This is a genomic window from Escherichia sp. E10V10, from assembly GCF_004211985.1.
In the GTDB taxonomy this organism is placed as follows: Bacteria; Pseudomonadota; Gammaproteobacteria; order Enterobacterales; family Enterobacteriaceae; genus Escherichia.
Genome location: NZ_RHJO01000003.1, coordinates 298,981 through 324,163 on the forward strand (window position 1 = coordinate 298,981; position 25,183 = coordinate 324,163).

Annotated in this window: 22 protein-coding genes; 10 read left to right on the forward strand and 12 right to left on the reverse strand. The window is 46.8% G+C overall.

Annotated features, from left to right (window positions below; genetic code table 11):
• Window positions 1-13 precede the first annotated feature (13 nt).
• From D9736_RS07865 to D9736_RS07885, 5 genes are all read right to left on the reverse strand, one after another.
• Complete coding sequence (locus D9736_RS07865; protein ID WP_130217904.1) at window positions 14-1,420, reverse strand: winged helix-turn-helix domain-containing protein; 1,407 nt, start codon at window positions 1,418-1,420, stop codon at window positions 14-16.
• 590 nt (window positions 1,421-2,010) lie between these two features.
• Window positions 2,011-2,493, reverse strand: a complete 483-nt coding sequence (locus D9736_RS07870) for a hypothetical protein (protein WP_130217902.1) — start codon at window positions 2,491-2,493, stop codon at window positions 2,011-2,013.
• Window positions 2,480-3,295, reverse strand: a complete 816-nt coding sequence (locus D9736_RS07875; RefSeq protein ID WP_130221482.1) for a transcriptional regulator — start codon at window positions 3,293-3,295, stop codon at window positions 2,480-2,482. The genes D9736_RS07870 and D9736_RS07875 overlap by 14 nt, the downstream gene beginning before the upstream one ends.
• A 342-nt stretch (window positions 3,296-3,637) precedes the next feature.
• Window positions 3,638-4,270, reverse strand: coding sequence for a helix-turn-helix transcriptional regulator (locus tag D9736_RS07880; RefSeq protein ID WP_130207770.1), 633 nt, complete (start codon window positions 4,268-4,270; stop codon window positions 3,638-3,640).
• Between the two features lie 460 nt (window positions 4,271-4,730).
• Window positions 4,731-5,960 carry an amino acid permease gene (locus tag D9736_RS07885; RefSeq protein ID WP_064529821.1) on the reverse strand — a complete coding sequence of 410 codons (1,230 nt, stop codon included), beginning with the start codon at window positions 5,958-5,960 and terminating at the stop codon, window positions 4,731-4,733.
• A 254-nt stretch (window positions 5,961-6,214) separates the two neighbouring features.
• Between D9736_RS07885 and D9736_RS07890 the strand changes: the two genes are divergently transcribed.
• The 5 genes from D9736_RS07890 to ygeA all read left to right on the forward strand — a co-directional run bounded on the left by D9736_RS07890 (window position 6,215) and on the right by ygeA (window position 11,852).
• Window positions 6,215-7,402, forward strand: a complete 1,188-nt coding sequence (locus D9736_RS07890) for an acetyl-CoA C-acetyltransferase (RefSeq protein WP_130207766.1) — start codon at window positions 6,215-6,217, stop codon at window positions 7,400-7,402.
• Between the two features lie 278 nt (window positions 7,403-7,680).
• Window positions 7,681-8,517 carry a 5-dehydro-4-deoxy-D-glucuronate isomerase gene (gene kduI, locus D9736_RS07900; RefSeq protein WP_130207764.1) on the forward strand — a complete coding sequence of 279 codons (837 nt, stop codon included), beginning with the start codon at window positions 7,681-7,683 and terminating at the stop codon, window positions 8,515-8,517.
• 28 nt (window positions 8,518-8,545) lie between these two features.
• The gene (gene kduD / locus D9736_RS07905; protein ID WP_130258075.1) at window positions 8,546-9,307 is read left to right on the forward strand and encodes a 2-dehydro-3-deoxy-D-gluconate 5-dehydrogenase KduD; all 762 of its coding nucleotides are present in this window, start codon (window positions 8,546-8,548) and stop codon (window positions 9,305-9,307) included.
• A gap of 315 nt (window positions 9,308-9,622) precedes the next feature.
• Window positions 9,623-11,041 carry an arabinose-proton symporter AraE gene (gene araE / locus D9736_RS07910; protein ID WP_130207760.1) on the forward strand — a complete coding sequence of 473 codons (1,419 nt, stop codon included), beginning with the start codon at window positions 9,623-9,625 and terminating at the stop codon, window positions 11,039-11,041.
• Between the two features lie 118 nt (window positions 11,042-11,159).
• The gene (gene ygeA, locus D9736_RS07915) at window positions 11,160-11,852 is read left to right on the forward strand and encodes an amino acid racemase (protein ID WP_130258076.1); all 693 of its coding nucleotides are present in this window, start codon (window positions 11,160-11,162) and stop codon (window positions 11,850-11,852) included.
• 4 nt (window positions 11,853-11,856) lie between these two features.
• On the opposite strand, the gene lysR is transcribed toward ygeA, so the two are convergent.
• On the reverse strand, window positions 11,857-12,774 hold the full coding sequence (lysR, locus tag D9736_RS07920) for a DNA-binding transcriptional regulator LysR (RefSeq protein WP_130221484.1): 918 nt from the start codon (window positions 12,772-12,774) through the stop codon (window positions 11,857-11,859).
• Window positions 12,775-12,895: 121 nt separating this feature from the next.
• Between lysR and lysA the strand changes: the two genes are divergently transcribed.
• Window positions 12,896-14,158, forward strand: a complete 1,263-nt coding sequence (lysA, locus tag D9736_RS07925) for a diaminopimelate decarboxylase (protein WP_130258077.1) — start codon at window positions 12,896-12,898, stop codon at window positions 14,156-14,158.
• 6 nt (window positions 14,159-14,164) lie between these two features.
• Here the strand turns inward: lysA and galR are convergent, their stop codons facing one another.
• On the reverse strand, window positions 14,165-15,196 hold the full coding sequence (gene galR, locus D9736_RS07930) for an HTH-type transcriptional regulator GalR (RefSeq protein ID WP_130207752.1): 1,032 nt from the start codon (window positions 15,194-15,196) through the stop codon (window positions 14,165-14,167).
• A 585-nt stretch (window positions 15,197-15,781) separates the two neighbouring features.
• Between galR and aas the strand changes: the two genes are divergently transcribed.
• Both aas and lplT read left to right on the forward strand, forming a co-directional pair.
• Window positions 15,782-17,941 (forward strand): bifunctional acyl-ACP--phospholipid O-acyltransferase/long-chain-fatty-acid--ACP ligase, encoded by a 2,160-nt coding sequence (gene aas / locus D9736_RS07940; protein WP_130258078.1) that lies wholly within the window; start codon window positions 15,782-15,784, stop codon window positions 17,939-17,941.
• Window positions 17,934-19,127, forward strand: coding sequence for a lysophospholipid transporter LplT (lplT, locus tag D9736_RS07945; RefSeq protein ID WP_130221486.1), 1,194 nt, complete (start codon window positions 17,934-17,936; stop codon window positions 19,125-19,127). The genes aas and lplT overlap by 8 nt, the downstream gene beginning before the upstream one ends.
• A 38-nt stretch (window positions 19,128-19,165) precedes the next feature.
• Here the strand turns inward: lplT and D9736_RS07950 are convergent, their stop codons facing one another.
• From D9736_RS07950 to mutH, 5 genes are all read right to left on the reverse strand, one after another.
• Window positions 19,166-20,830, reverse strand: coding sequence for a DUF4139 domain-containing protein (locus tag D9736_RS07950; RefSeq protein ID WP_130258079.1), 1,665 nt, complete (start codon window positions 20,828-20,830; stop codon window positions 19,166-19,168).
• 156 nt (window positions 20,831-20,986) lie between these two features.
• Entirely contained in the window at window positions 20,987-22,027 is a 1,041-nt protein-coding gene (locus D9736_RS07955) for an NADP(H)-dependent aldo-keto reductase (RefSeq protein WP_130217886.1), read from the reverse strand.
• Between the two features lie 107 nt (window positions 22,028-22,134).
• Window positions 22,135-22,353 (reverse strand): lipoprotein YgdR, encoded by a 219-nt coding sequence (ygdR, locus tag D9736_RS07960; protein ID WP_000758660.1) that lies wholly within the window; start codon window positions 22,351-22,353, stop codon window positions 22,135-22,137.
• Window positions 22,354-22,494: 141 nt separating this feature from the next.
• The gene (locus D9736_RS07965; RefSeq protein WP_064529833.1) at window positions 22,495-23,208 is read right to left on the reverse strand and encodes a TerC family protein; all 714 of its coding nucleotides are present in this window, start codon (window positions 23,206-23,208) and stop codon (window positions 22,495-22,497) included.
• A gap of 58 nt (window positions 23,209-23,266) precedes the next feature.
• The gene (gene mutH, locus D9736_RS07970) at window positions 23,267-23,968 is read right to left on the reverse strand and encodes a DNA mismatch repair endonuclease MutH (protein WP_130207740.1); all 702 of its coding nucleotides are present in this window, start codon (window positions 23,966-23,968) and stop codon (window positions 23,267-23,269) included.
• Window positions 23,969-24,153: 185 nt separating this feature from the next.
• Between mutH and D9736_RS23750 the strand changes: the two genes are divergently transcribed.
• Together D9736_RS23750 and rppH are read left to right on the forward strand one after the other, a co-directional pair.
• Window positions 24,154-24,300 (forward strand): hypothetical protein, encoded by a 147-nt coding sequence (locus D9736_RS23750; RefSeq protein WP_276319965.1) that lies wholly within the window; start codon window positions 24,154-24,156, stop codon window positions 24,298-24,300.
• Window positions 24,301-24,652: 352 nt separating this feature from the next.
• A complete protein-coding gene (rppH, locus tag D9736_RS07980; protein WP_130207736.1) occupies window positions 24,653-25,183 on the forward strand; it encodes an RNA pyrophosphohydrolase in 531 nt (176 codons plus the stop codon).

Below are 25,183 nucleotides of genomic sequence, written 5' to 3' on the forward strand. Positions count from 1 at the left end.
TATTTATTGCAGATCAAGCGACCTCATATTGAGCATTAAAATCAATAATGCTGTTAACTTTTGTCAATTGCTTCAATTTTTGAATGTTATTGATAATAACTAAATGATATTCTTTCTCTGTTCCGTGATAAGAGAACGCATTTCTTTCATTGTGTGTTGTAGAAACATATACATCAATGCATTTTTTTATTATAGCGGCTTTATGTCTTTTGGGTTCAAGTAGCAGTGACTGGTCTATACAAGCGATAGCATCTTCAATTCTTTCGTTATATATATTTACCAGTGTCTTATAGTAATACAAGGAGGCTACATCTAATACTTGTGTCTGTGCATGGTCAAAAAAAATGCGTGATGCAGTCGTTTGTCCGGAAAGACCGGTTATCAGTCCCATAATTCCTAAAATATTCCCATCGAAAATATTTTTATCAGATACCTTATCTATAAAGGCCAATGCTTTTTGAGTTGCATGTTTAAGTTCGTATAGACCATGAAGTGCCATAGACATATGACATTCAGCCAACAGGCAATAGCATTCATTGGTTATTGACTGAGCATTAGATTTATTTTTAACGCTTTCAAATATAGTTATTGCATTGGCAATGCTTTCAGGCGTGAATTCATTCAGTTCATTTTTCCCGGCAGACATTTCGGCTGATAAAATATTTTCATCAGAAGGTACGTGTCGGGACATAAAACCTGGTTCTACTTTAGGTTTCTTCATTGCCAGATATAAGTTGCTAATTATAAAGTGTGAGATTTTTTGTATGTCATCTGCCTGAAGATGTGTACTGGCAATAAGATAAAAACTTTTTGCATCGATTACTTCAATATATAAACTATTTGAAGCATCATATTTGCTGATTCTTCCTGTGACAAAATAATCGGGTTTGAACCTGGCCAGGAAGGCTGTCTGAGATTTATTATCTATGCAATACTGGGTTGCAGTCATTGGATATATATAGAGATCATCTGTTTTTTTATTTGAGATTAGTTGTACAAGTTCCTGATTAAGCGCTAATGGATCCTGACTACTGTGAGATATTGTAAATGGAAATAAAGCAATAGTGCTGCCTGGAGCATTATCTTGATTTTCTTTTATCTTGAATACTTGCCCACTGAATCGATAACCTTTTCTATATATGGTTTCAATGCAACGGTTGTAGCCAATTCTTTCAAAAATACATCTTAATGAATAGATGCATCGTGTAAGGGATTCGTCACTTACAATTACATTTTTCCATACAGATTCGATGATCGCATCTTTGGATACAACATTTCCCGCCGATTCAAGCAATACAAATAATACACCGAGTTCTTTCGGCGGGATGTAAAATTCCTCATTCCCTTTTGTAAGAATGCCATCTTCTGTAAGTATGATTCCATCAGGGAAATGATATGAGAACTTATTTTCTAAATCCATTAGCTCACCTCTATTAAGTTTGTGGTTTTTGGCATCCTGCATGAGTAACAGATATAACTGATATTCATATATTTTATTTAACGAAATTCATCATGATTGTTTAAGTTAATTTATATTAGCTTGATGTGATTGTAATCTGAAATATTCTTAATTAATGATTTGTTAATCATGTATGTATATAACCCATTGAAAATCATTGATAAAGTTCTGCTTATCACATTTCTTAATTTAATGTAATTGTTCATTTAAGATAAAATGATAGGCTGTGAGGAATAGTTATTCGTCGACTGACAATCTGGTGTGAAAGAATTATTGCAAGAGTAATTTTATTTATTAAAAACTATTATGTTGATTTGCCATATTAAACATCTCTGTGCGGATCAGCGTTTATTTTTGCACCATTATTGTCATAGTGGAGTGCGGAAGGATTTTTTAATGACGGATGTAATTTGAATGGGGGAGGGGATTGCCGCATGAACCGTCAGAGATGAAGATGGCTAAAAGAATATATAAAGATTATATTCCAATGCCTGAAATGTTACATTTGTTGTTTTGACTTTTAATTACAGATGCAGCATCAAGTTGTTTTGTTACCTTGCGCAATACATAATTGCTCTATTGCCAATGCTTAAAAGAAAATCATGATTGTTCTGTTTTTGAACATTATAGCTTATCATTTTTCCCGGGAATATATAAAAATCAGGCAGGAGTTGTGCCAGATTATCATCTGAAATTTGATCGATAATATCAAATTTATTTATTTTGGTAGAGGTAAGATGCAAAGTGTCATAATTTTCGATCCACGTATATTCAATATCTCGGCGAAATGATTTATAAGTGTTCGTGTTTTGTTTCCAGGTGCCGCTAAGCGCAACAGTTCCTGTCTTTTTATTTTTATTATACATAAAGTCAATAGTGAGATTAGCCCTTCCCTGGTCATTAAATATAATCCAATTGGCCGTGCATTTCTCATTGTATACTATTTGTTCTTTGGAATAATGATAGGCAATAAAAAAAATGAAGCCACTGAGAAAGCATAAAATAATAAACAGCGTTTTTTTATAACGAATCATGGTTAACTCCGCGATACGATAGAGTTAAACAGTCTGCAACTGTGTTATTACTATGGTTTTTTTTGCATGCCATAACAATCAATCCGGGAGATGATTTATCGAGAGGGAAATATAGCCAGGGGTACTTTTTACAATCAATTCCAGATCCTAATATACGGTTCTTATATTGATCGAGATCTTTCAACCCATCAATGCTATCTTCTGTAACATTGAAATGACAACCATTTATTTGTGCAACAGTTTTGTAATCTTTAAAGAATGATTTGGGCTGACTATTGTGCCAGAGAAAAAATGCGGTAAGCAAACCTACGGAAAATGCACTTAGCATGGGTAAATAATTTTTAGATAGCCTGACTATATTTCTGAGATAATTATCTGGATGAGCACTTGTCTCTTTAAACTCATCTTTAACGTTCAAGCATTGGGGAGATATGGTCTTTTGTGCATCTGCAGAAGGGATTATTACATGGTTTTCTATGTTTACATCATTACTGAGCTTAAAACCTTTTCTCGGTACGGTTGCAATAAGCGAATGGTTGGTTTCACCAACCGTGCGAAACCCGCGTCTGATAATCGATATATTTTGATATAACGTGTTGACCGGTACTCGCATGCCTTCTTCTTCCCAGACTCTGGAGAAAAAATCCTGTTGTGCAACCACATCAGGAAAGGCTTCAAGTAGCAGCGATAAGCACCTGCTTGCTGGCGTTGTCAGAACGGCGTTAAGCTCGGCGTCATGTACCGAAATTAATTTTCTGTGCTCTGGCCAGAACTCAATATTATCGTTAATAATCCAGTACATACGTCAATGAAACATAAAATTAAGTAAATTGAAATTATATAGTTTGATAAGTATATTAGTATTCATGGAATAAATATATATTAATTTTATATTTATCATGCAAACTATAATTATAGCATATCAATGCAACTTAAAACTCCATGTGAATTAACAAATTTAACACTCTTAACCGTTGTCTTTATGCCTTCTTCTCGCAATATCTTTTCATTTTTGCGGTAGCGCGTAAGGTGACATAATTAAATAAGCGCTCAAATAAACTGAATTAAAAGTTCATGTGATAAAATACGGGCATCTTTATAAGTGCCCGTATATACAATGCTTATTATTATCGACAGTTACGTTTCAGTGCTGAACGGAGTGTGAACGGATAAATAATTCGTTTATTTTACCACCCATCCTTTTTTCAATTCTTTGCTTGTAGGCGTAGATGCTACGGATATCCATATCAAGAACCTCTGCAATCTGATATGGATTATAACCAGAAACCATATGTCCCATAATGGTGAATTCCATTTGAGTTAACGTATTGCCTCTGGTAAATGACAAATAACGACCAATGAATAGTTGCCTGATCTTTTCGTTGGCAATATCCAGTCCGTCATCATTATATATAATGGCTGATATCGCGGAATTGTGTTTTCTCCAGTAATTAGCAAGAGATTGCATATTTCGATCGCTTACTAACACTATTCCCATCTCAGTACTCGTAAGATAGTCGATCCAGTCACTCTCTAAAAAAAGGCGTAAAAAGCTTACTGAAAAATCTACAAAAATATATCCACTTAATCGAGCATTATGGTTTTTACTTAATATACCTTCAACCACGCCACGATTAAAATACGAACTCTCTTCGGGCCACATACAAAAACATGCATTTGCACAATACTGCAAACGTGGTGATTTTTCTGGCATTATTTGGCAATGCATTGAGCAACTATTGCATGTAAGACTTTTATAGCGACTACAAAGCCTCATGTTAATAACCTCCCTATTCATAGATAATTGCATAATTTCATTGGTTATTGATGATGTCAATACACTCTGATTTAGTAAGCTTTTTATGAAAAATTGTGTTTAATCCGTATTTGATATTATTCTTAATGACATATTTAAGCGTGCATCATTAAGCTTTAAATGTGATTGGATTTCACTCAGTTAATCATGTTGACCTTATTGCAAATCAGACAAGTGCCTAATGTATTAAGAATATCTATACTGCAAATTGTTTTCGAATGACCAGAAGATATCTTGTAAATCTAAGTGATGCATCTTAAATAGTCTTAATTAAGATGTTCAGATTTTTATTTAGGATAACAGCTTGATAATGTTCGTTTAAGTTATGGAGCGTTTGGGGAGGGTGAACAATGCAAGATGTGCACTGTAAGAATTGGAATGGTTCAAAATAGTGGTTATTTTGAACCATTCACATCAGTGATTAGCTAAAGAACATTACCGATACGCACAGGATACCGACGATCAACGTAATTAGATTTCCGATGGAGCGCCAGGGCTTAAGTGCCGGGATGAGATATGTTGACAGCGTTGGCATGATAAAAAGAATCATGGCAATAAGTGGACCACTGATCGCATAAATCATCGAAATCGCATTAGGGTTTATGCAGCAAACGATGAAAGTAATCAGTGATACTAACATAATTGATAGCGCGCGGTTAAATGCACGGCTTTTTTTAACCCCTGCCTGCTGTAGCGTTGTTTTGACTAATTCCGTTGCACCTTCAATAACACCAAAGTAGGTACCTAAAAATGATTTAGACATTGCTACAACCGCGACAATTATTCCGGAAATCGACAACCATGCAGGGGCATTTGGCAGCATAGAAAGTGCCGATAAAATGGTAACGCCCTCCTCTTTAGCTGTTTCAATATAAGAAGGTGGTATTGATAACAGGCAGCTAAAGACGAAGAAAAGTACGCTCACGCAGATGATGAGATAAGCGACTTTCATAATTTTTTTGCATTTATCCATAGCGTGTTCGCCATATTTTTCACGTCTATCAATAGCAAACGTAGAAATAATGGGCGTATGGCTAAAGGCGAAAACCATCACGGGAATCGATATCCATATCTGGTGAAGGGTATTCTGATTGAACTCTACCTGGGTAGTTAATAGAGCTGGTTGCCAGCTACCGACGAGGTAGAAAGAAAGAAATAAGAAATAGGCAATTAGTGGAAACACCAAAAATCCCATTACCCGAATTGTGGCATGGCGCCCCATCAGAAAGATGAGATTCAGAATTAACACAACACCCAGACTCACCAGCATACGAATGCGCAGGTCGATGACCATATGCTTTGCCAGTTGTTCTGTCAGCGAATTGGTGATCGCCACTGCATATATCAACACGACGACAAAAAAAGCAATGAAGTAAAGAGTGGTAATCAGATTGCCGATCTTCTTGCCATAGTAATGAGTTACTGCGCCAGTAATCCCTTCGCCTGCGGATGTTTTTGAAGAAAGGATGAACTGGCACAGGGCTTTATGTGGCCAATATGTTAAAGGCCATGCGACCAGTGCTGTAATAAACAGGACTACCGCTCCCGCTGAACCTAGCTGAATAGGGAGAAAGAGCGTGCCTGCGCCAACGGCTGTGCCGTAAAGTGCGAAGCTCCAGAGAGTTTCTTCTTTTGACCAAATTTTAGACATTATTTGAACGTATCATCTACAAATTAAGAAAAATGGAGGGCAATTTACCATAAACCAGGTCAAACATGGGAGATTAACGCTATATCAGCTCATGGATTCATGGGTTAGCAGATGCAAACCTTGCGTGCCAGTTGGGTATCCATCCCTCATTCCGGTGAATTTCCTTTGTGATAAAAATCACTATTTTTAAACATTTAAAATAATTTTTATTAACAATCATTTACTATTGCGCTGTTAATCTGTGCGAGGTTGTGATGAAAGACGTTGTGATTGTCGGTGCGTTACGAACACCTATCGGCTGCTTTCGTGGGGCGTTGGCTGGCCATTCTGCCGTAGAACTTGGTAGCCTGGTCGTGAAAGCGTTATTAGAACGCACTGGCGTTGCTGCACATGCGGTGGATGAAGTGATTCTGGGGCAGGTTCTGACCGCAGGGGCTGGGCAGAATCCAGCACGGCAATCGGCCATTAAAGGTGGTCTACCCAACAGTGTTTCGGCAATTACGATTAATGATGTTTGTGGTTCCGGGTTAAAAGCACTGCATCTTGCCACACAAGCGATCCAGTGTGGCGAGGCTGATATTGTCATCGCCGGTGGTCAGGAAAACATGAGTCGCGCACCACATGTCCTGACAGATAGCCGTACCGGAGCACAGCTTGGCGATAGCCAACTGGTTGATAGTCTGGTGCATGATGGCTTATGGGATGCATTCAATGATTACCATATTGGTGTCACTGCCGAAAATCTGGCGCGTGAATATGGTATCAGCCGTCAATTACAAGATGCCTATGCGCTTAGTTCACAACAAAAAGCGCGGGCGGCCATTGACGCTGGACGATTCAACGATGAGATTGTCCCGGTAAGAACGCAAAACAATGGGCAACTATTGATTGTTGATACCGATGAGCAGCCGCGTACTGATGCCAGTGCAGAAGGGCTGGCGAGCTTAAATCCGTCATTTGATAGCCACGGTTCTGTTACTGCGGGTAATGCTTCATCTATTAATGATGGTGCTGCTGCAGTAATGATGATGAGCGAAGCCAAAGCGCGAGCATTGAATTTACCCGTGCTGGCACGTATTCGCGCTTTTGCCAGTGTTGGTGTTGATCCTGCGCTGATGGGGATTGCTCCGGTATATGCGACTCGCCGTTGCCTTGAGCGTGTGGGCTGGCAGCTTTCTGATGTCGATCTTATTGAGGCTAATGAAGCGTTTGCCGCGCAGGCGCTTTCCGTTGGCAAAATGCTCGAATGGGATGAACGTCGGGTCAATGTTAACGGTGGCGCAATTGCGTTGGGTCACCCGATTGGCGCATCCGGTTGCCGTATTCTGGTTTCTTTGGTCCATGAAATGGTAAAACGCAACGCGCGTAAAGGGCTGGCTACACTTTGTATTGGCGGTGGTCAGGGCGTGGCGTTAACTATTGAACGTGACGACCCGATCTAAATTCCTTTCTATTCGTTAAACATCTGCCGCCATCAAGCCATTTCATGATGATGGTTGGCACGTCTGCGCACATACCCCATAGACGCTGAGTTTTTCCTTCACCTGACTTATTCGTGATCGACGCGACACTTTTCTCAATCCCTTATCTAAAAATGAAACAATGTTTTATTTTTGATTGAAAAGCGCACTGTGCAGGCATATCATCCTTTAAAGAATAAAACGAAACGATGTTTCACAATCGTTGTAATTTTACAGTTCAATGATTATCGGAGGTTGATGTGGACGTAAGACAGAGCATCCACAGTGCGCATGCAAAAACGCTGGATACACAGGGGCTGCGCAATGAATTTTTGGTTGAAAAGGTATTCGTCGCGGATGAGTACACGATGGTTTACAGCCACATTGACCGCATTATTGTTGGCGGCATTATGCCGGTAGCAAAAACGGTTTCTGTTGGCGGGGAAGTTGGAAAACAACTGGGCGTGAGCTACTTTCTGGAGCGTCGCGAGCTGGGCGTTATTAATATTGGCGGCGCTGGTACGATTACCGTCGATGGTCAATGCTACGAAATCGGTCACCGCGACGCTCTCTATGTTGGCAAAGGTGCAAAAGAAGTGGTCTTTGCCAGCATTGATAGTGCCACTCCGGCGAAGTTTTATTACAACTGCGCACCTGCTCATACGACGTATCCCACTAAAAAAGTGACCCCGGCTGAAGTCGCTCCGGTTACGCTGGGCGATAACATCACCAGTAATCGTCGCACAATTAACAAATATTTTGTGCCAGATGTGCTGGAAACCTGCCAGTTGAGCATGGGGCTAACGGAGCTGGCTCCGGGAAACCTGTGGAATACCATGCCATGCCACACCCACGAGCGTCGGATGGAAGTTTACTTCTATTTCAACATGGATGATGACGCCTGCGTTTTCCACATGATGGGGCAACCGCAAGAAACGCGTCACATTGTGATGCATAACGAGCAGGCCGTCATTTCCCCGAGTTGGTCTATCCACTCCGGCGTAGGGACCAAAGCTTATACCTTTATCTGGGGCATGGTCGGTGAAAACCAGGTCTTCGATGATATGGACCACGTTGCCGTTAAAGACCTGCGCTAGTTGCGGGCAAAATGAATAAGGTATTGTCATGATTTTAAAAGAATTTTCTCTTGATGGTAAAGTCGCGGTAGTCACTGGCTGTGACACTGGACTGGGGCAGGGGATGGCGCTGGGACTGGCGCAAGCGGGCTGTGATATCGTCGGCATTAATATCGTTGAACCGACAGAAACCATTGAACAGGTCACGGCGCTGGGGCGTCGTTTTTTAAGCCTGACCGCCGATCTACGTCAGATTGATGGCATTCCTGCACTGCTGGATCGTGCGGTAGCAGAGTTCGGCCATATTGATATCCTGGTGAATAACGCCGGATTGATTCGCCGTGAAGATGCACTCGATTTCAGTGAAAAAGACTGGGACGATGTGATGAACCTGAACATCAAAAGTGTATTCTTCATGTCCCAGGCGGCGGCGAAACACTTCATTGCACAGGGCAACGGCGGCAAGATTATCAATATCGCGTCCATGCTCTCATTCCAGGGCGGGATCCGCGTACCTTCGTATACCGCATCAAAAAGCGGCGTGATGGGCGTGACCCGTCTGATGGCGAACGAATGGGCAAAACATAACATCAACGTTAATGCGATTGCTCCGGGCTATATGGCGACCAACAATACCCAACAACTGCGGGCTGATGAACAGCGTAGTGCGGAAATTCTTGACCGCATCCCGGCAGGGCGTTGGGGATTGCCGAGCGATCTGATGGGGCCAGTAGTGTTCCTTGCCTCCAGTGCTTCAGACTATGTGAATGGTTATACCATCGCTGTAGATGGCGGCTGGCTGGCGCGTTAAGTTATTCAATTCACTTTTATGACCCTGCCGTATGGCAGGGTTTTTTATACCTGCAGATCATCATAATCCATATCTCGGTTATGAAATAATCCATATCAATTATCAATTAATAAACTTTATGAGTTTTATCTACTTTAAAATTAGTTAGTTAATAATAATGTTAATAATTTTACTTAATTTGAAAATTGGAATGTCCATCACATAACCACATGTCGTAGCAATTTAATCCATATTTATACTGATTCCGACCTGACACCAGAATGAGTTGTTCACGTATTTTTTCACTATGTCTTATTCTCTGCTGGCAGGAAAAAAATGGTGACTATCAATACGGAATCTGCTTTAACGCCGCGTCCTCTGCGAGATACGCGTCGTATGAATATGTTTGTTTCGGTAGCTGCTGCGGTCGCAGGATTGTTATTCGGTCTTGATATCGGGGTCATCGCCGGAGCGTTGCCGTTCATTACCGATCACTTTGTGCTAACCAGTCGATTGCAGGAATGGGTGGTCAGTAGCATGATGCTCGGCGCGGCAATTGGTGCGCTGTTCAATGGTTGGCTGTCGTTCCGCCTGGGACGTAAATACAGTTTGATGGCAGGGGCTATCCTGTTTGTGCTCGGTTCGATAGGGTCGGCTTTTGCGACCAGCGTAGAAATGTTAATCGCCGCTCGTGTGGTGCTTGGTATTGCCGTGGGGATTGCCTCTTATACCGCTCCACTGTACCTATCTGAAATGGCAAGTGAAAATGTACGTGGCAAGATGATCAGTATGTACCAGTTGATGGTAACGCTGGGCATCGTGCTGGCGTTTTTATCCGACACGGCATTCAGCTATAGCGGTAACTGGCGTGCAATGTTAGGTGTTCTTGCCTTACCGGCAGTCCTGCTGATTATTCTGGTCGTTTTCCTGCCAAATAGCCCGCGCTGGCTGGCGGAGAAAGGGCGTCATATCGAGGCGGAAGAAGTGCTGCGTATGCTGCGCGATACATCAGAAAAAGCGCGAGAAGAACTTAACGAAATTCGTGAAAGCCTGAAGTTAAAACAGGGCGGTTGGGCGCTGTTTAAAATCAACCGTAACGTCCGTCGTGCGGTATTCCTCGGTATGTTGTTGCAGGCGATGCAACAATTTACCGGTATGAACATCATCATGTACTACGCGCCGCGCATCTTCAAAATGGCGGGCTTTACGACGACTGAACAGCAGATGATTGCGACTCTGGTCGTGGGGCTAACCTTTATGTTTGCTACTTTTATTGCGGTGTTTACGGTAGATAAAGCCGGGCGTAAACCGGCACTGAAAATTGGTTTCAGCGTGATGGCGTTAGGCACTCTGGTGCTGGGCTATTGCCTGATGCAGTTTGATAACGGCACGGCTTCCAGTGGCCTGTCCTGGCTCTCTGTTGGCATGACGATGATGTGTATTGCCGGTTATGCGATGAGTGCCGCGCCAGTGGTGTGGATCCTGTGCTCTGAAATTCAGCCGCTGAAATGCCGCGATTTTGGTATTACCTGTTCGACCACCACGAACTGGGTGTCGAACATGATTATCGGCGCGACCTTCCTGACTCTGCTCGACAGCATTGGTGCTGCCGGTACGTTCTGGCTCTACACCGCGCTGAACATTGCGTTTGTGGGTATTACCTTCTGGCTCATTCCGGAAACCAAGAATGTCACGCTGGAACATATCGAACGCAAACTGATGGCAGGCGAGAAGTTGAGAAATATTGGCATCTGATGTCTCTGGCCGGATGTGCTGTACATCCGGCCTTTTTTTCGCTAATAGAGATCGGGCGCCAGGCCGTTGAGTTCCTTATTCAGCCTTGCTGCATTAACTCACAAGTCAGGAGAAAGGAATGAAAACAATTGGTCTGCTAGGGGGGATGAGCTGGGAATCCACTATTCCTTACTATCGTCTGATAAATGAAGGCATTAAACAGCGACTTGGTGGGCTTCACTCTGCGCAAGTGCTGCTACATAGCGTTGATTTTCATGAAATAGAAGAGTGTCAACGTCGCGGGGAGTGGGACAAAGCAGGAGAAATTCTGGCTGAAGCGGCACTTGGCTTACAGCGGGCGGGGGCTGAAGGCATTGTGTTATGTACTAATACGATGCACAAAGTGGCGGATGCTATCGAATCCCGTTGTTCACTGCCTTTCTTGCATATTGCGGATGCCACCGGACGTGCAATTACCCGTGCCGGAATGACTCGCGTGGCGCTGTTGGGGACACGCTACACCATGGAACAGGATTTTTATCGTGGGCGACTGGCGGAGCAATTTTCCATCGACTGTCTGATCCCTGAAGCGGATGAAAGGGCGAAAATTAATCAGATTATTTTTGAAGAACTGTGTCTGGGGCATTTTAGCGAAACATCACGCACTTATTATGCGCAAGTGATTGCTCGCCTCGCAGAACAGGGCGCGCAGGGCGTCATTTTTGGCTGTACGGAAATTGGTTTACTGGTGCCAGAAGAGCGCAGTGTTCTGCCTGTGTTTGATACTGCGGCTATTCATGCCGAGGATGCAGTCGCCTTTATGCTGTCGTAATTCGCTACAAAATAGCCTCAAGAGCGGCAACCAGTTTTGGTAAACCGGTTTGTAAATGCTTGCTGAATGCCTGCACCAGTGCTGATGACGGGCGGTGCAGGGGGCGAATCAGGCTGACGGTGAAGGGAACCGCAATACTGAACCGCCGCACCACTAACCCACTTGCCGCATAATCCAGAGCGGTGAGTGGGTTAACTACCGAAACTCCCGCTCCCGCCCGTACCATCGCGCAAACTGACGCGGCGCTATGGGTTTCTACTATCATGCGTCGTTTAACCTGATTCTCACTAAACAACTGATCCAACAGCTGGCGATAGCTGTCTGTACGGGAAAGGCTGATGTAGTTCTCCCCCTGAAAATCTTCCGGTGTTAATACCTTTTTTACCGCCAGCGGATGACCCGGCGGTAAAACACACACTTCATCTAAAGACAGTAATTCGGTGCGTTCCGTACCCGCAGGCGTATGCAGCGTTTCGGTGAGTCCGAGATCATGACGTTGTGCCGAAAGCCACTCTTCAAGTAGCGGTGATTCCTGCGGGATAATGTTTAAGCTGACTTCAGGATAACGGGCCAGAAACGGTTGTAGCAGCGGCGGCAAAAAAGACTGCGAAAAGACCGGCAGGCAGGCAATAGACAGTTCTCCCTGACGAAACTCGCGCAGACTTTCGGCGGCGCTGACGATGCGATCCAGCCCATACCAGGAGCGCTGTACCTCTTCAAACAGACGCAGCCCTTGAACGGTAGGGTGTAATCGACCGCGTACGCGTTCAAACAGTTTCAATCCGATTACCTTTTCAAAGCGCGCCAGTTCGCGGCTGACGGTTGGCTGTGAAGTATGCAGCAGTTGTGCCGCCTCAGTCAGGCTGCCGGCGGTCATAACCGCATGAAAAATTTCAATATGACGTAAGTTAACGGCGGCCATTGGCGTTCTCTCGCAATCCGGTAATCCATATCATTTTTGCATAGACTCGACATAAATCGATATTTTTTATTCTTTTTATGATGTGGCGTAATCATAAAAAAGTACTTATCTGGAGTTTGTTATGCCACATTCACTGTTCAGCCCCGATACCGATCTCACCGCCGAAAATCTGCTGCGCTTGCCAGCAGAATTTGGCTGCCCTGTGTGGGTTTACGATGCACAAATTATCCGTCGGCAGATTGCAGCGCTGAAACAGTTTGATGTGGTGCGCTTCGCGCAGAAAGCCTGTTCCAATATTCATATTTTGCGCTTAATGCGTGAGCAGGGTGTGAAAGTAGATTCCGTCTCATTGGGGGAAATCGAGCGTGCGCTGGCGGCGGGATATAATCCGCAAACGCATCCCGATGACATCGTCTTTACCGCGGATGTTATCGATCAGGCAACGCTTGAGCGCGTCAGTGAATTGCAAATTCCGGTGAATGCGGGGTCTGTTGATATGCTCGATCAACTGGGTCAGGTTTCGCCAGGACATCGGGTATGGCTGCGCGTTAACCCGGGGTTTGGTCACGGACACAGCCAAAAAACCAATACCGGTGGCGAAAACAGCAAGCACGGCATCTGGTATACCGATCTTCCGGCCGCGCTGGAAGTCATACAACGTCATCATATGCAATTGGTTGGCATTCACATGCACATCGGTTCTGGTGTTGATTATGCGCATCTGGAGCAGGTGTGTGGCGCGATGGTGCATCAGGTCATCGAATTCGGTCAGGATTTACAGGCTATTTCTGCGGGGGGCGGGCTTTCTGTTCCGTATCAGCAGGGAGAAGAGGCGGTTGATACTGAACATTATTATGGTCTGTGGCATGCCGCGCGTGAGCAAATCGCCCGCCATCTCGGTCACCCTGTGAAACTGGAAATCGAACCGGGTCGCTTCCTGGTAGCGCAGTCTGGTGTGTTAATTACCCAGGTGCGGAGCGTCAAACAAATGGGGAGTCGCCACTTTGTGCTGGTTGACGCTGGATTTAACGATCTGATGCGCCCGGCAATGTATGGCAGTTATCACCATATTAGCGCGCTGGCGGCTGATGGTCGCTCTCTTGAACATGCGCCAACGGTGGAAACCGTTGTCGCAGGGCCATTATGTGAATCGGGCGATGTCTTTACCCAGCAGGAAGGGGGGAATGTCGAAACCCGTGCCTTACCGGCAGTGAAGGCGGGCGATTATCTGGTGCTGCATGATACCGGCGCATATGGTGCGTCAATGTCATCTAACTACAATAGTCGCCCACTGTTGCCAGAAGTTCTGTTTGATAATGGTCAGGCGCGGTTGATTCGCCGTCGCCAGACCATTGAGGAATTACTGGCGCTCGAGTTGCTTTAATCGCGGCTAGTCGCTGGCTGCGTTATGACTTGCATCCAGCGACGGTGTTGAAACTGAATGGCGACGTACCAGCGTAGGACTAAAGACGTTGGTGATTTCTGGCAGTGGGCGATTATCCGCCAGCGCCAATGCCAGTTCTGCAGCCTGGGTCGCCATTGTCACTATTGGGTAACGGACCGTGGTCAGCCGTGGGCGTACATAACGTGACACCAGCACATCATCAAAACCAATCAGCGAAATTTCACCCGGTACATCAATCCCATTGTCATTGAGCACGCCCATCGCGCCTGCCGCCATTGAGTCGTTATAACAAGCCACGGCGGTGAAATTTCTGCCTCTTCCCAACAGTTCAGTCATCGCCTGTTCGCCACCGCTTTCGTCCGGTTCGCCGAAAGTCACCAGCCGATCATTAGCCGGAATACCACTTTCGGCAAGGGCATCGTAATACCCTCGCAGACGATCTTCGGCATCAGAAATAGAGTGGTTAGAGCAGAGATAACCAATGCGCGTATGACCCTGCTGAATTAAATGGCGTGTCGCCAGCCAGGCACCGTAGCGATCGTCCAGAGCGATACAACGACTCTCAAAACCCGGAAGGATCCGGTTGATTAACACCATGCCGGGTATTTGCTTCATCAATGAGGACAAATCGGCATCCGGGATCATTTTGGCATGGACGACCAGCGCGGCGCAGCGATGGCGAATCAACTGCTCAATGGCCTGGCGCTCTTTTTGTTCGTTGTGGTAACCGTTGCCAATTAATAAGAAATTACCGGTATGGTAAGCCACCTGTTCGACCGCTTTCACCATTGCACCGAAAAACGGATCGGAAACATCACCAACGACCAGGCCAACCGTTTCAGTGGTCTGTTGAGCCAACGCGCGGGCGTTAGCGTTCGGGTGATAACTCAGAGATTCCATTGCGCTATGCACAGCCAGACGAGAAGCTTCGCTGGCTTTTGGAGAGTTATTAATGACGCGGGAAACGGTGGCGACTGAAACGCCTGCCAGTCGGGCTACATCCTTAATGGTCGCCATGAAAATACCTTTGTGGGTAAACGCTTACATTCTGCCAGTGTTACGGAAAACGCCCGTTGGTTCAAGGGGCGTTGTGATTTCAGCGTGGGAAGTGTGCGCGAAACGAGAATACGTAAGGAAAAAAAGAGATTGCAAACCTTTGGTTACACTTTGCGAAACGCTGTTGCGATTGACTGCTGGTGGCATTTGTCTACAGGTTGATAAAGTGGTGATCCCAGAGGTATTGATAGGTGAAGTCAACTTCGGGTTGAGCACATGAATTACACCAGCCTGCGCAGATGCGCAGGTTTTTTTTGCCTGTCGCAAATCTGTAACAGTAACCGACAATTTACACACCTCGTTGCATTTCCCTTCATTCCTTTGCTTTTTCTCGCTGGCGAAGCGTCGTCGTGCGGACCACAATCAAGATCCCAGAGGTATTGATTGGTGAGATTATTCGGTACGCTCTTCGTACCCTGTCTCTTGCACCAACCTGCGCGGATGCGCAGGTTTTTTTTCGCACCGACTTTACTGTCGCTCGAGCCCTTCATCTCGTGTAATCTCACCGCATTCGCATTTAATGAATAATGAGCAAAGGGAGTTGAAATGCTTTTTAGCTTTTTTCGAAATTTGTGCCTTGCTCTGTACCGCGTTCGCGTGACAGGTGACACCCAGGCGCTGAAGGGCGAGCGCGTTCTTATCACGCCCAATCACGTCTCTTTTATTGATGGCATTCTGCTGGCGCTATTTTTACCCGTTCGCCCGGTGTTTGCTGTTTACACCTCCATCAGCCAGCAGTGGTATATGCGTTGGTTGAAATCATTTATCGACTTCGTTCCTCTCGATCCGACACAGCCGATGGCAATCAAACATCTGGTTCGTTTGGTGGAACAAGGCCGTCCGGTAGTGATTTTCCCGGAGGGGCGCATCACGACCACCGGTTCGCTGATGAAAATTTACGATGGCGCCGGTTTTGTGGCGGCGAAGTCAGGCGCGACGGTTATTCCGGTGCGAATTGAAGGGGCGGAGCTTACGCACTTCAGTCGCCTGAAAGGTCTGGTTAAACGGCGCTTGTTCCCGCAAATTCATCTGCATATTTTGCCTCCCACGCAGGTGCCGATGCCAGATGCGCCGCGCGCCCGTGACCGCCGTAAAATCGCGGGGGAAATGCTGCACCAAATTATGATGGAAGCGCGTATGGCGGTACGCCCACGTGAAACGCTGTACGAATCACTACTGAGCGCAATGTACCGTTTTGGGGCCAGGAAAAAGTGTGTCGAAGACGTCAACTTTACCCCGGATACCTATCGCAAGTTGCTCACTAAAACACTGTTTGTTGGTCGCATCCTCGAAAAATATAGCGTTGAAGGGGAAAGAATCGGCTTAATGCTGCCCAATGCGGGCATTAGTGCGGCAGTGATTTTTGGGGCCATCGCCCGTCGCCGTATTCCGGCAATGATGAACTACACCGCCGGAGTAAAAGGGCTGACCAGCGCCATTACGGCGGCTGAAATCAAAACTATCTTCACTTCCCGCCAGTTCCTCGACAAAGGCAAACTCTGGCATCTGCCGGAGCAGCTGACTCAGGTACGCTGGGTGTATCTGGAAGATTTAAAAGCGGATGTCACCACTGCCGACAAAGTGTGGATCTTCGCCCATCTGTTGATGCCGCGTCTGGCACAGGTAAAACAGCAGCCAGAAGAAGAGGCGCTGATCCTCTTTACCTCCGGTTCTGAAGGCCATCCGAAAGGCGTCGTCCATAGCCATAAAAGCATTCTGGCGAACGTCGAGCAGATTAAAACGATTGCCGATTTCACCACCAACGATCGCTTTATGTCGGCGTTACCGCTGTTTCACTCCTTTGGTTTAACTGTTGGCTTGTTTACGCCCCTGCTGACGGGCGCAGAAGTCTTCCTTTACCCCAGTCCATTGCATTACCGCATTGTGCCTGAACTGGTGTACGACCGCAGTTGTACGGTGCTTTTCGGCACTTCGACCTTCCTTGGTCATTACGCGCGCTTCGCCAACCCGTATGACTTCTATCGTCTACGCTATGTGGTGGCTGGCGCGGAGAAACTACAAGAAAGCACCAAACGACTTTGGCAGGATAAATTTGGCCTGCGTATTCTTGAAGGCTACGGCGTGACTGAATGCGCGCCAGTCGTGTCCATCAACGTACCGATGGCAGCGAAACCCGGCACCGTCGGGCGCATTTTGCCGGGGATGGATGCACGTCTGCTGGCGGTTCCGGGTATTGAAGAAGGTGGTCGCCTGCAACTAAAAGGGCCGAACATAATGAACGGCTACCTGCGGGTAGAGAAACCAGGCGTGCTGGAAGTGCCAACGGCTGTGAACATCCACGGTGAGATGGAGCGCGGCTGGTATGACACTGGCGATATCGTGCGTTTTGATGAACAGGGATTTGTGCAGATTCAGGGGCGGGCAAAACGCTTCGCCAAAATTGCCGGAGAGATGGTTTCACTGGAAATGGTGGAACAACTGGCACTTGGTGTTTCTCCAGATAAAGTCCATGCCACCGCGATTAAGAGCGACGCCAGTAAAGGCGAGGCGCTGGTACTGTTCACTACAGACAGCGAACTGACGCGCGATAAACTACAGCAATACGCCCGCGAGCACGGCGTACCGGAACTTGCCGTACCGCGTGACATTCGCTATCTGAAACAGATGCCATTACTGGGCAGCGGCAAGCCTGACTTTGTCACGTTGAAAAGTTGGGTAGACGAAGCGGAAAAACACGATGAGTGAGTCAGTGCACACTAACACTTCGCTATGGTCGAAGGGAATGAAAGCAGTTATTGCCGCGCAGTTTCTCTCTGCGTTTGGCGATAACGCGTTGCTGTTTGCCACTCTGGCGCTACTGAAAGCGCAGTTCTACCCGGACTGGAGTCAGCCAATCCTGCAAATGGTGTTTGTGGGCGCTTACATTCTTTTTGCGCCGTTTGTCGGTCAGGTGGCGGATAGCTTTGCGAAAGGCCGGGTAATGATGTTTGCCAACGGCCTTAAGTTGCTGGGTGCTGCCAGTATTTGTTTTGGCATTAATCCGTTTCTCGGTTATACGCTGGTGGGCGTCGGTGCAGCGGCTTATTCTCCGGCGAAATACGGTATTCTTGGCGAGTTAACAACCGGTAATCAGTTAGTGAAAGCTAACGGCTTGATGGAAGCCTCCACCATTGCGGCGATTTTACTCGGTTCCGTAGCCGGTGGCGTGCTGGCGGACTGGCATGTTCTTGCCGCGCTGGCGGCCTGTGCGCTGGCTTATGCTGGCGCGGTAGCCGCAAATCTCTACATTCCGAAACTGGCGGCGGCGCGTCCGGGACAGTCGTGGAATCTCATCAACATGGCCCGCAGCTTTATCTCTGCTTGCGCCGTATTATGGCACAACGGTGAAACACGATTTTCGCTGGTGGGAACCAGTTTATTCTGGGGCGCGGGGGTTACGTTGCGTTTCCTGTTGGTGCTGTGGGTGCCGGTGGCGCTGGGCATTACCGATAACGCGACCCCGACCTACCTCAACGCGATGGTGGCGATTGGCATCGTGGTTGGTGCGGGGGCGGCAGCAAAACTGGTCACCCTGGAAACCGTATCACGCTGCATGCCAGCCGGCATTTTGATTGGCGTGGTGGTGCTGATTTTCTCCCTGCAACACGAACTTCTGCCAGCCTATGCCTTGTTGATGTTGATTGGCGTACTTGGGGGCTTTTTTGTCGTACCGCTCAATGCATTATTACAGGAGCGAGGCAAAAAAAGCGTCGGGGCGGGGAATGCGATTGCCGTACAAAACCTTGGCGAAAACAGCGCCATGCTGCTGATGTTGGGAATTTACTCGCTGGCAGTAATGGTAGGCATCCCAGTCGTGCCCATAGGCATTGGCTTTGGTGCGCTGTTTGCGCTGGCAATAACGGCGCTGTGGATTTGGCAACGCCGTCATTAATCTTTTGCCAGATGGCACATTCAGCCATCTGGTGAAGGTCACATTCCCGAAGGGTGCATACCTTTCGGATACTTCACGCTGTAAGAGAATGGCAGACTCACGTTCTCTTTGCCTGACAGTTTCAGCGTCCAGGTCAGTTCACCCGTTTTCGCATCAAACTGCGCCTGCCCGTACTGCATTTTTTCTACCGTAATATCACTATTAGCACTGACTGGGATCTGGTCGAGCAGAGTAATATCCACCGCTTCGCCGTAGCTGTTCTTCACATTAAGGGTGTAACTGAAGTTACGTATTGCGCTGTCGTTAAAGATAGATAACGCATTCTCTTTTTTGAGTGCGGCTTTACGCTGAATAATCAACTTAGGATCGCGGTTAAGCTGAATATCCAGCGACTTGCCATCTTCCGGCGGCTGCAAATAACCCACGCCGGTACGGTTGTTGCCAAAGAAGATCTGACTTTCTCCGGGGATTAAATTTAACTGTTCCCACTCTTTAATTTGCACCTGGAGCCAGGCGTCATTACTGATCTTTGGAATAGCAAAGAAGCGATATTTACCGTTGACCGACTCTTCCTTAATGACCACCGTGCGCGCGGTATTATCGCTGTCGATTTGCCACGGCAGCGAAAGTGCATAGCGAACATTTTGCGCGGTGAAACTTTCTGGTTGCGGTGAAACGGGCGCTGCTGATGCCGCATACATGCGCCCGGCTCGTTGCTCCCTTGTTTTTTGCATCTTTGTCTCCAGGGCTTTCTGCAATTCTGAGGCATCCTGGTCAGAGGACTCTCGCGAACGCTGTTCCATTACGGGTTCCCGCTTATAAGTTGATGCTGAAAGCGAGCCGCCACCATACTCCGGCACATCCACATACTGTGTTTCCAGTTGCGGCAAGGTGAGATGAGTATCAGGTTCATTGGTCGAGAGCACGAGATTAACGTTTTTCCATGCAAGCCCGGTGTACTGGCGAATATTAGCCTTATAAACCAGACGAAGCGGTTGGTTGATGGCACTCGCGTGAACATCATAGAGCGGCGTCCATGCGGCATTTGGCGTCATATAGCGCACCACTGCCTTCGCCGTGACGGCTTGGGGGGCATAGACCTTAGCGATAATAACCTGTGGATCATCGGCAGCCTCTGAATCGCCGTTACTCATACTCTCGCGTTGCTCCAGCTTTTCAATTTCAAGCTGGTTATCAGCAAGTTTCTGCGTCAACTCATTGTCGGCTCGTAATAACTCACCATTTTTCTCTTTCACCATTTGCAGATACTTGCCAACTTCGGCGGCACTTTTATTGGTTAATGTGCTATTTGCCTCTAATACCTTAATTTGAGCCGCAGTATTGTTTTTCTCGGCGGTTAGTTTTGCCTGTTCCACCTTTGCTGCTTTTAACTGTTGCTGAATCTCTGACGGCAACGCATTCGGCTGTGTTTCCATTAGCGCGATACGTGAGGAAAGCACCGTCACTCCGTTATCGATAGAGATAGCGATGCTGTCGTCGGTTACCGAATTGGCAATATGGGTGAAGATGATTTCGCTTTCACCTGCCGGTAAGTTGAGTGTCTCTTCACCTTGCAGGCTGGCACCATGCAGATAAACAGTGACGTCTTTAAGTGTTAGCGGTTGGGTTAACTGCGTCCCCCAGGCGGAGGACATACACCCAGTAAGCAACATAGCGAGGGGAAGAGGTTTGAAAATCAACATGGTTATCCTTAACAATGGGCACAGACATTGAAACGCGCGCTGGCGTTGACCGAAAGAGTCTATTGCGCTTTGTCAGGAAAGATGCGGCGAAAAGTAGTGAATATATTCTGAAAAGTGGGAAAAAAGACGCCTGGCGCAAAACGCCAGGCGAGAGGATCACGGTGCCGGATAAGTATAAACCTGATGCACCGCTTCAATTTCTGCCAACACGTCTTCGCTTAACTCCAGATGCAAACTTTCGACGTTAGTTTTCAGCTGTTCCATCGTTGTTGCGCCCAGCAGAGTGCTGGCAACAAACGGTTGACGACGCACAAAGGCCAGAGCCATCTGAGCTGGATCCAGACCATGACGTTTGGCTATATCAACATACGCCGCGACGGCTTTTTGCGTTTGCTCACCGCTGTAGCGAGTGAAGCGGCTAAAGAGTGTATTGCGCGCGCCAGCCGGTTTTGCGCCGTTGAGATATTTCCCGCTCAACGTGCCAAAACCCAGACACGAATAAGCCAGTAACTCGACGCCTTCATACTGGCTGACTTCAGCAAGACCCACTTCAAAGCTGCGATTTAACAAGCTGTAGGGGTTTTGAATGGTGACAATACGCGGCAGGTCGTGTTTATCCGCGAGATGTAAATAGCGCATTACGCCAAATGCGGTTTCATTCGACACACCGATATAACGAATTTTCCCCGCGCGTTGGTACTCTGCCAGTGCGTCCAGCGTATCCAGCAGCGAAACTGCAGGCGCAGAATCTGTCCAGCTATAACCGAGCTTGCCGAAACAGTTGGTGGGGCGCTGTGGCCAATGCACCTGATAGAGATCGAGATAATCAGTCTGCAGACGCTTGAGGCTGTCATGCAGAGCTTCGCGAATATTCTTCCTGTCCAGCGCCTGATCCGGGCGGATCCCCTTGTCATTATTACGCGACGGTCCGCTCACTTTGGAGGCGATAATTAACTTTTCGCGGTTGCCATGTTTTGCCAGCCAGTTACCGACATAGGTTTCGGTTAACCCCTGAGTTTCGGGGCGTGGCGGTACCGGGTACATCTCGGCAACGTCGATAAGGTTAATGCCCTGAGCAACGGCATAGTCGAGTTGTGCGTGGGCGTCGGCTTCGCTGTTCTGTTCACCAAACGTCATCGTGCCAAGCCCCAGCGTGCTGACTTCCAGCGAGCTGTGGGGTATACGGTGATATTGCATAGCCGTTTCCTTTTTATAATCACGACATAAGGAATATAAAAATGGCAGAGGGAAGGGAAAAGGGAAAGAGAAAAATCTTAAGGTCAGCCGGATGCTGACCTTATTTTTTAACGTTCAATAATTTGCGAAACATCATCACGGTTTATTTGCATCGCGTTACCTTGCTGATCGTGATAACTCACCAGCCCGGTGTCATCATCAATTTCCGGTTTTCCATCTGTCAAAATCATACGGCCATCTTTGGTCGCCATGACGTAATCACTGGAACAGCCGGAAACGGCAAATGCCAGTCCGACTGCAGAAATTAATACTGCCCATTTTTTCATCCGGTCATCCTCACCTATTTTGCCCATTAATGATAATAGACTGTTTATAATCTGACGTTATACATCATGAAAGCAGGAAAATCTTAAACTGTGAGGAAGAGATCTGGCCGAACGCTCTCCCGCAGGAGAGCGAACGGAATATCAGAGCGGATTCTTTTTGTTGCGAATCAGGTTGAGGCTTTCAACCGCAATAGAGAAGAACATCGCGAAGTAGATGTAACCTTTCGGTACGTGGATATCGAAACTTTCCAGAATCAGGGTAAAGCCCACCAGAATCAGGAAAGAGAGCGCCAGCATTTTTACCGAAGGGTGGCGTTCGACAAAATCACCAATCGAGCGCGCGGCGAACATCATCACGCCTACGGCAATCACCACTGCTGCCATCATTATGAATAAGTGATCTGACAGACCCACAGCGGTAATCACCGAGTCGAGGCTGAAAATAATATCCAGCAGCATAATCTGCACGATAGCGCCGAGGAATGATGAAACGCGAGTTTTCAATCCTTCTTCTTCACCTTCGATGGATTCGTGGATTTCCTTGCTGGCTTTCCAGATAAGGAACAGACCGCCGAGTAACAAAATTAAATCGCGAGCGGAAATTTCCTGACTGAAAATTGTAAAAAGCGGATTAGTCAGACGCGTGACCCAGGCAATAGACGCCAGCAGCGCCAGACGCATGACCATAGCCGCTGCCAAACCCAGACGCCGTGCGTGGCCACGTTGTGCTGTAGGTAGTTTTGCCACCACCAGCGAGAGGAAAATAATATTATCGATCCCAAGAACGATCTCCAGCAGCGTCAGCGTACCGAGCGCAAGCCAGGCGTTAGGATCGGTTACCCATGCAAATAACATCAAACAAAGCCCTGCCAAAAAAAATGAAGCGGTAATTATATGCCCGGAATGCGGCAGGTCAAAGCGATGGGTGCTGGATCAAAAAATGACGAGCCAATAGTGCACTGGTGAAATTCTTCTTTAAATAAAAGCCGCGTGGCAGTGTCAGAATCGGTTCACCCTGGGCGCCAATGGCTTCGGTGAGCGCTTTCGCATTCGCCGCTTTAGGTCTTATCTGTAAATATTCCCCGTGACGAGCGGTAATTCTTTCAACCTGACCAAGAACAATCATATCCATTAATTCTTCCCAGTCTTCGCGTAACTGCCGTTCCTCTTCGTCATTTGGACTCCACAGTAATGGCGACCCTACGCGCCGCTGCGCCAAAGGAATACTGCGCTCGCCTTCTACAGGTATCCACAGCACGCGTTTTAACTTGTGACGTACATGGCTGGTTTCCCAGGTGACGCCGCTATTGCCGGTTAAAGGCGCCACGCAAACGAAAGTGGTTTCCAGAGGACGGCCAAGGCTATCCACAGGAATCGTTTTTAGCTCTACGCCCAGGGCCGCAAAATCTTGTTCAGGTTTACTGCCTGCGCTTGCGCCAAGCCAAATTTCCAGCAACACGCCTATCCAGCCTTTATCGCGCTTTAAATTCTCCGGTGCAACCAGCCCGGCAAGTGCCGCCAGCTCACCCAATGTGTAACCGGAAAGTTGCTGTGCTTGCGCAAATAACTGCGCTTCAGTTTCTGGTGGAGAGAGCAATGGGCGAGGCTGGAGCATGGTGTTATACCTTGATTAAAAATTGAGCAACAATTTTATACCGGATATGCCAAGTGTAACTTTTTCCACGCGTGTTATTCAATTGCATGATTTATATTGCTTTTTAGGCTTCAGATAACCACGTTGCGCAACGTATGGGGAGGTTTTCCAAATCTGGTCACTGAAAATAAACAGGATCTTACACCATGTTATCCACAGAAAGCTGGGATAACTGTGAAAAACCCTCACTACTGTTTCCATTTACAGCCTTGACGTGCGACGAAACTCCAATTTTTAGTGATGCGGTGCTTAACTTATTGGCACATTCTGTGGATAAATACGACATTGGTTGATCTTTCACCACCTCGTATACAGCGAGTGTGATACAGGTCACGATTTTACCTGTTTGGTAGCGATTTAAGCACCTAGTTCATTGATTAGTAATTATTATTTTGTAATGCCTGAATCAGGGGTGTTCAGAATGCTCTGGGTTTTCCCGTAGTAATTCCGTAGTTCTTCACAACTCTATCCACAGAAAAGGTGAATAAAAACGGTGATGTTCCCCCTCTGCTGTTTATAACTCTGCACTTAACTGTGAGTTATTCAATTGTTATTAGTGTGTAATGCCTTGCAGAGAGTGGTTTACCGCCTTCCAGGAGTATGAAACAATCATTCGCATATAAAGTTTTATTTTGAGGTAGTCCGGTGATTGATGACGATGGCTACCGCCCAAACGTAGGTATCGTGATTTGTAATCGTCAGGGGCAAGTAATGTGGGCCCGTCGATTTGGTCAGCACTCCTGGCAATTTCCGCAAGGCGGAATTAACCCCGGAGAATCCGCAGAACAGGCGATGTACCGTGAATTGTTTGAAGAAGTAGGATTAAGCCGCAAAGACGTTCGAATCCTTGCTTCAACGCGTAACTGGTTGCGCTACAAATTACCAAAACGTTTGGTGCGTTGGGACACGAAGCCGGTGTGTATCGGCCAAAAACAAAAATGGTTTCTCTTGCAGCTGGTGAGCGGCGATGCGGAAATCAATATGCAAACCAGCAGTACACCAGAGTTTGACGGCTGGCGTTGGGTAAGTTACTGGTATCCGGTCAGACAGGTGGTGTCATTTAAACGTGATGTCTACCGCAGGGTAATGAAAGAGTTTGCGAGTGTTGTGATGGCGCTACAGGACAATACGCCTAAACCACAAAACGCATCTACTTATCGACGTAAAAGAGGTTAA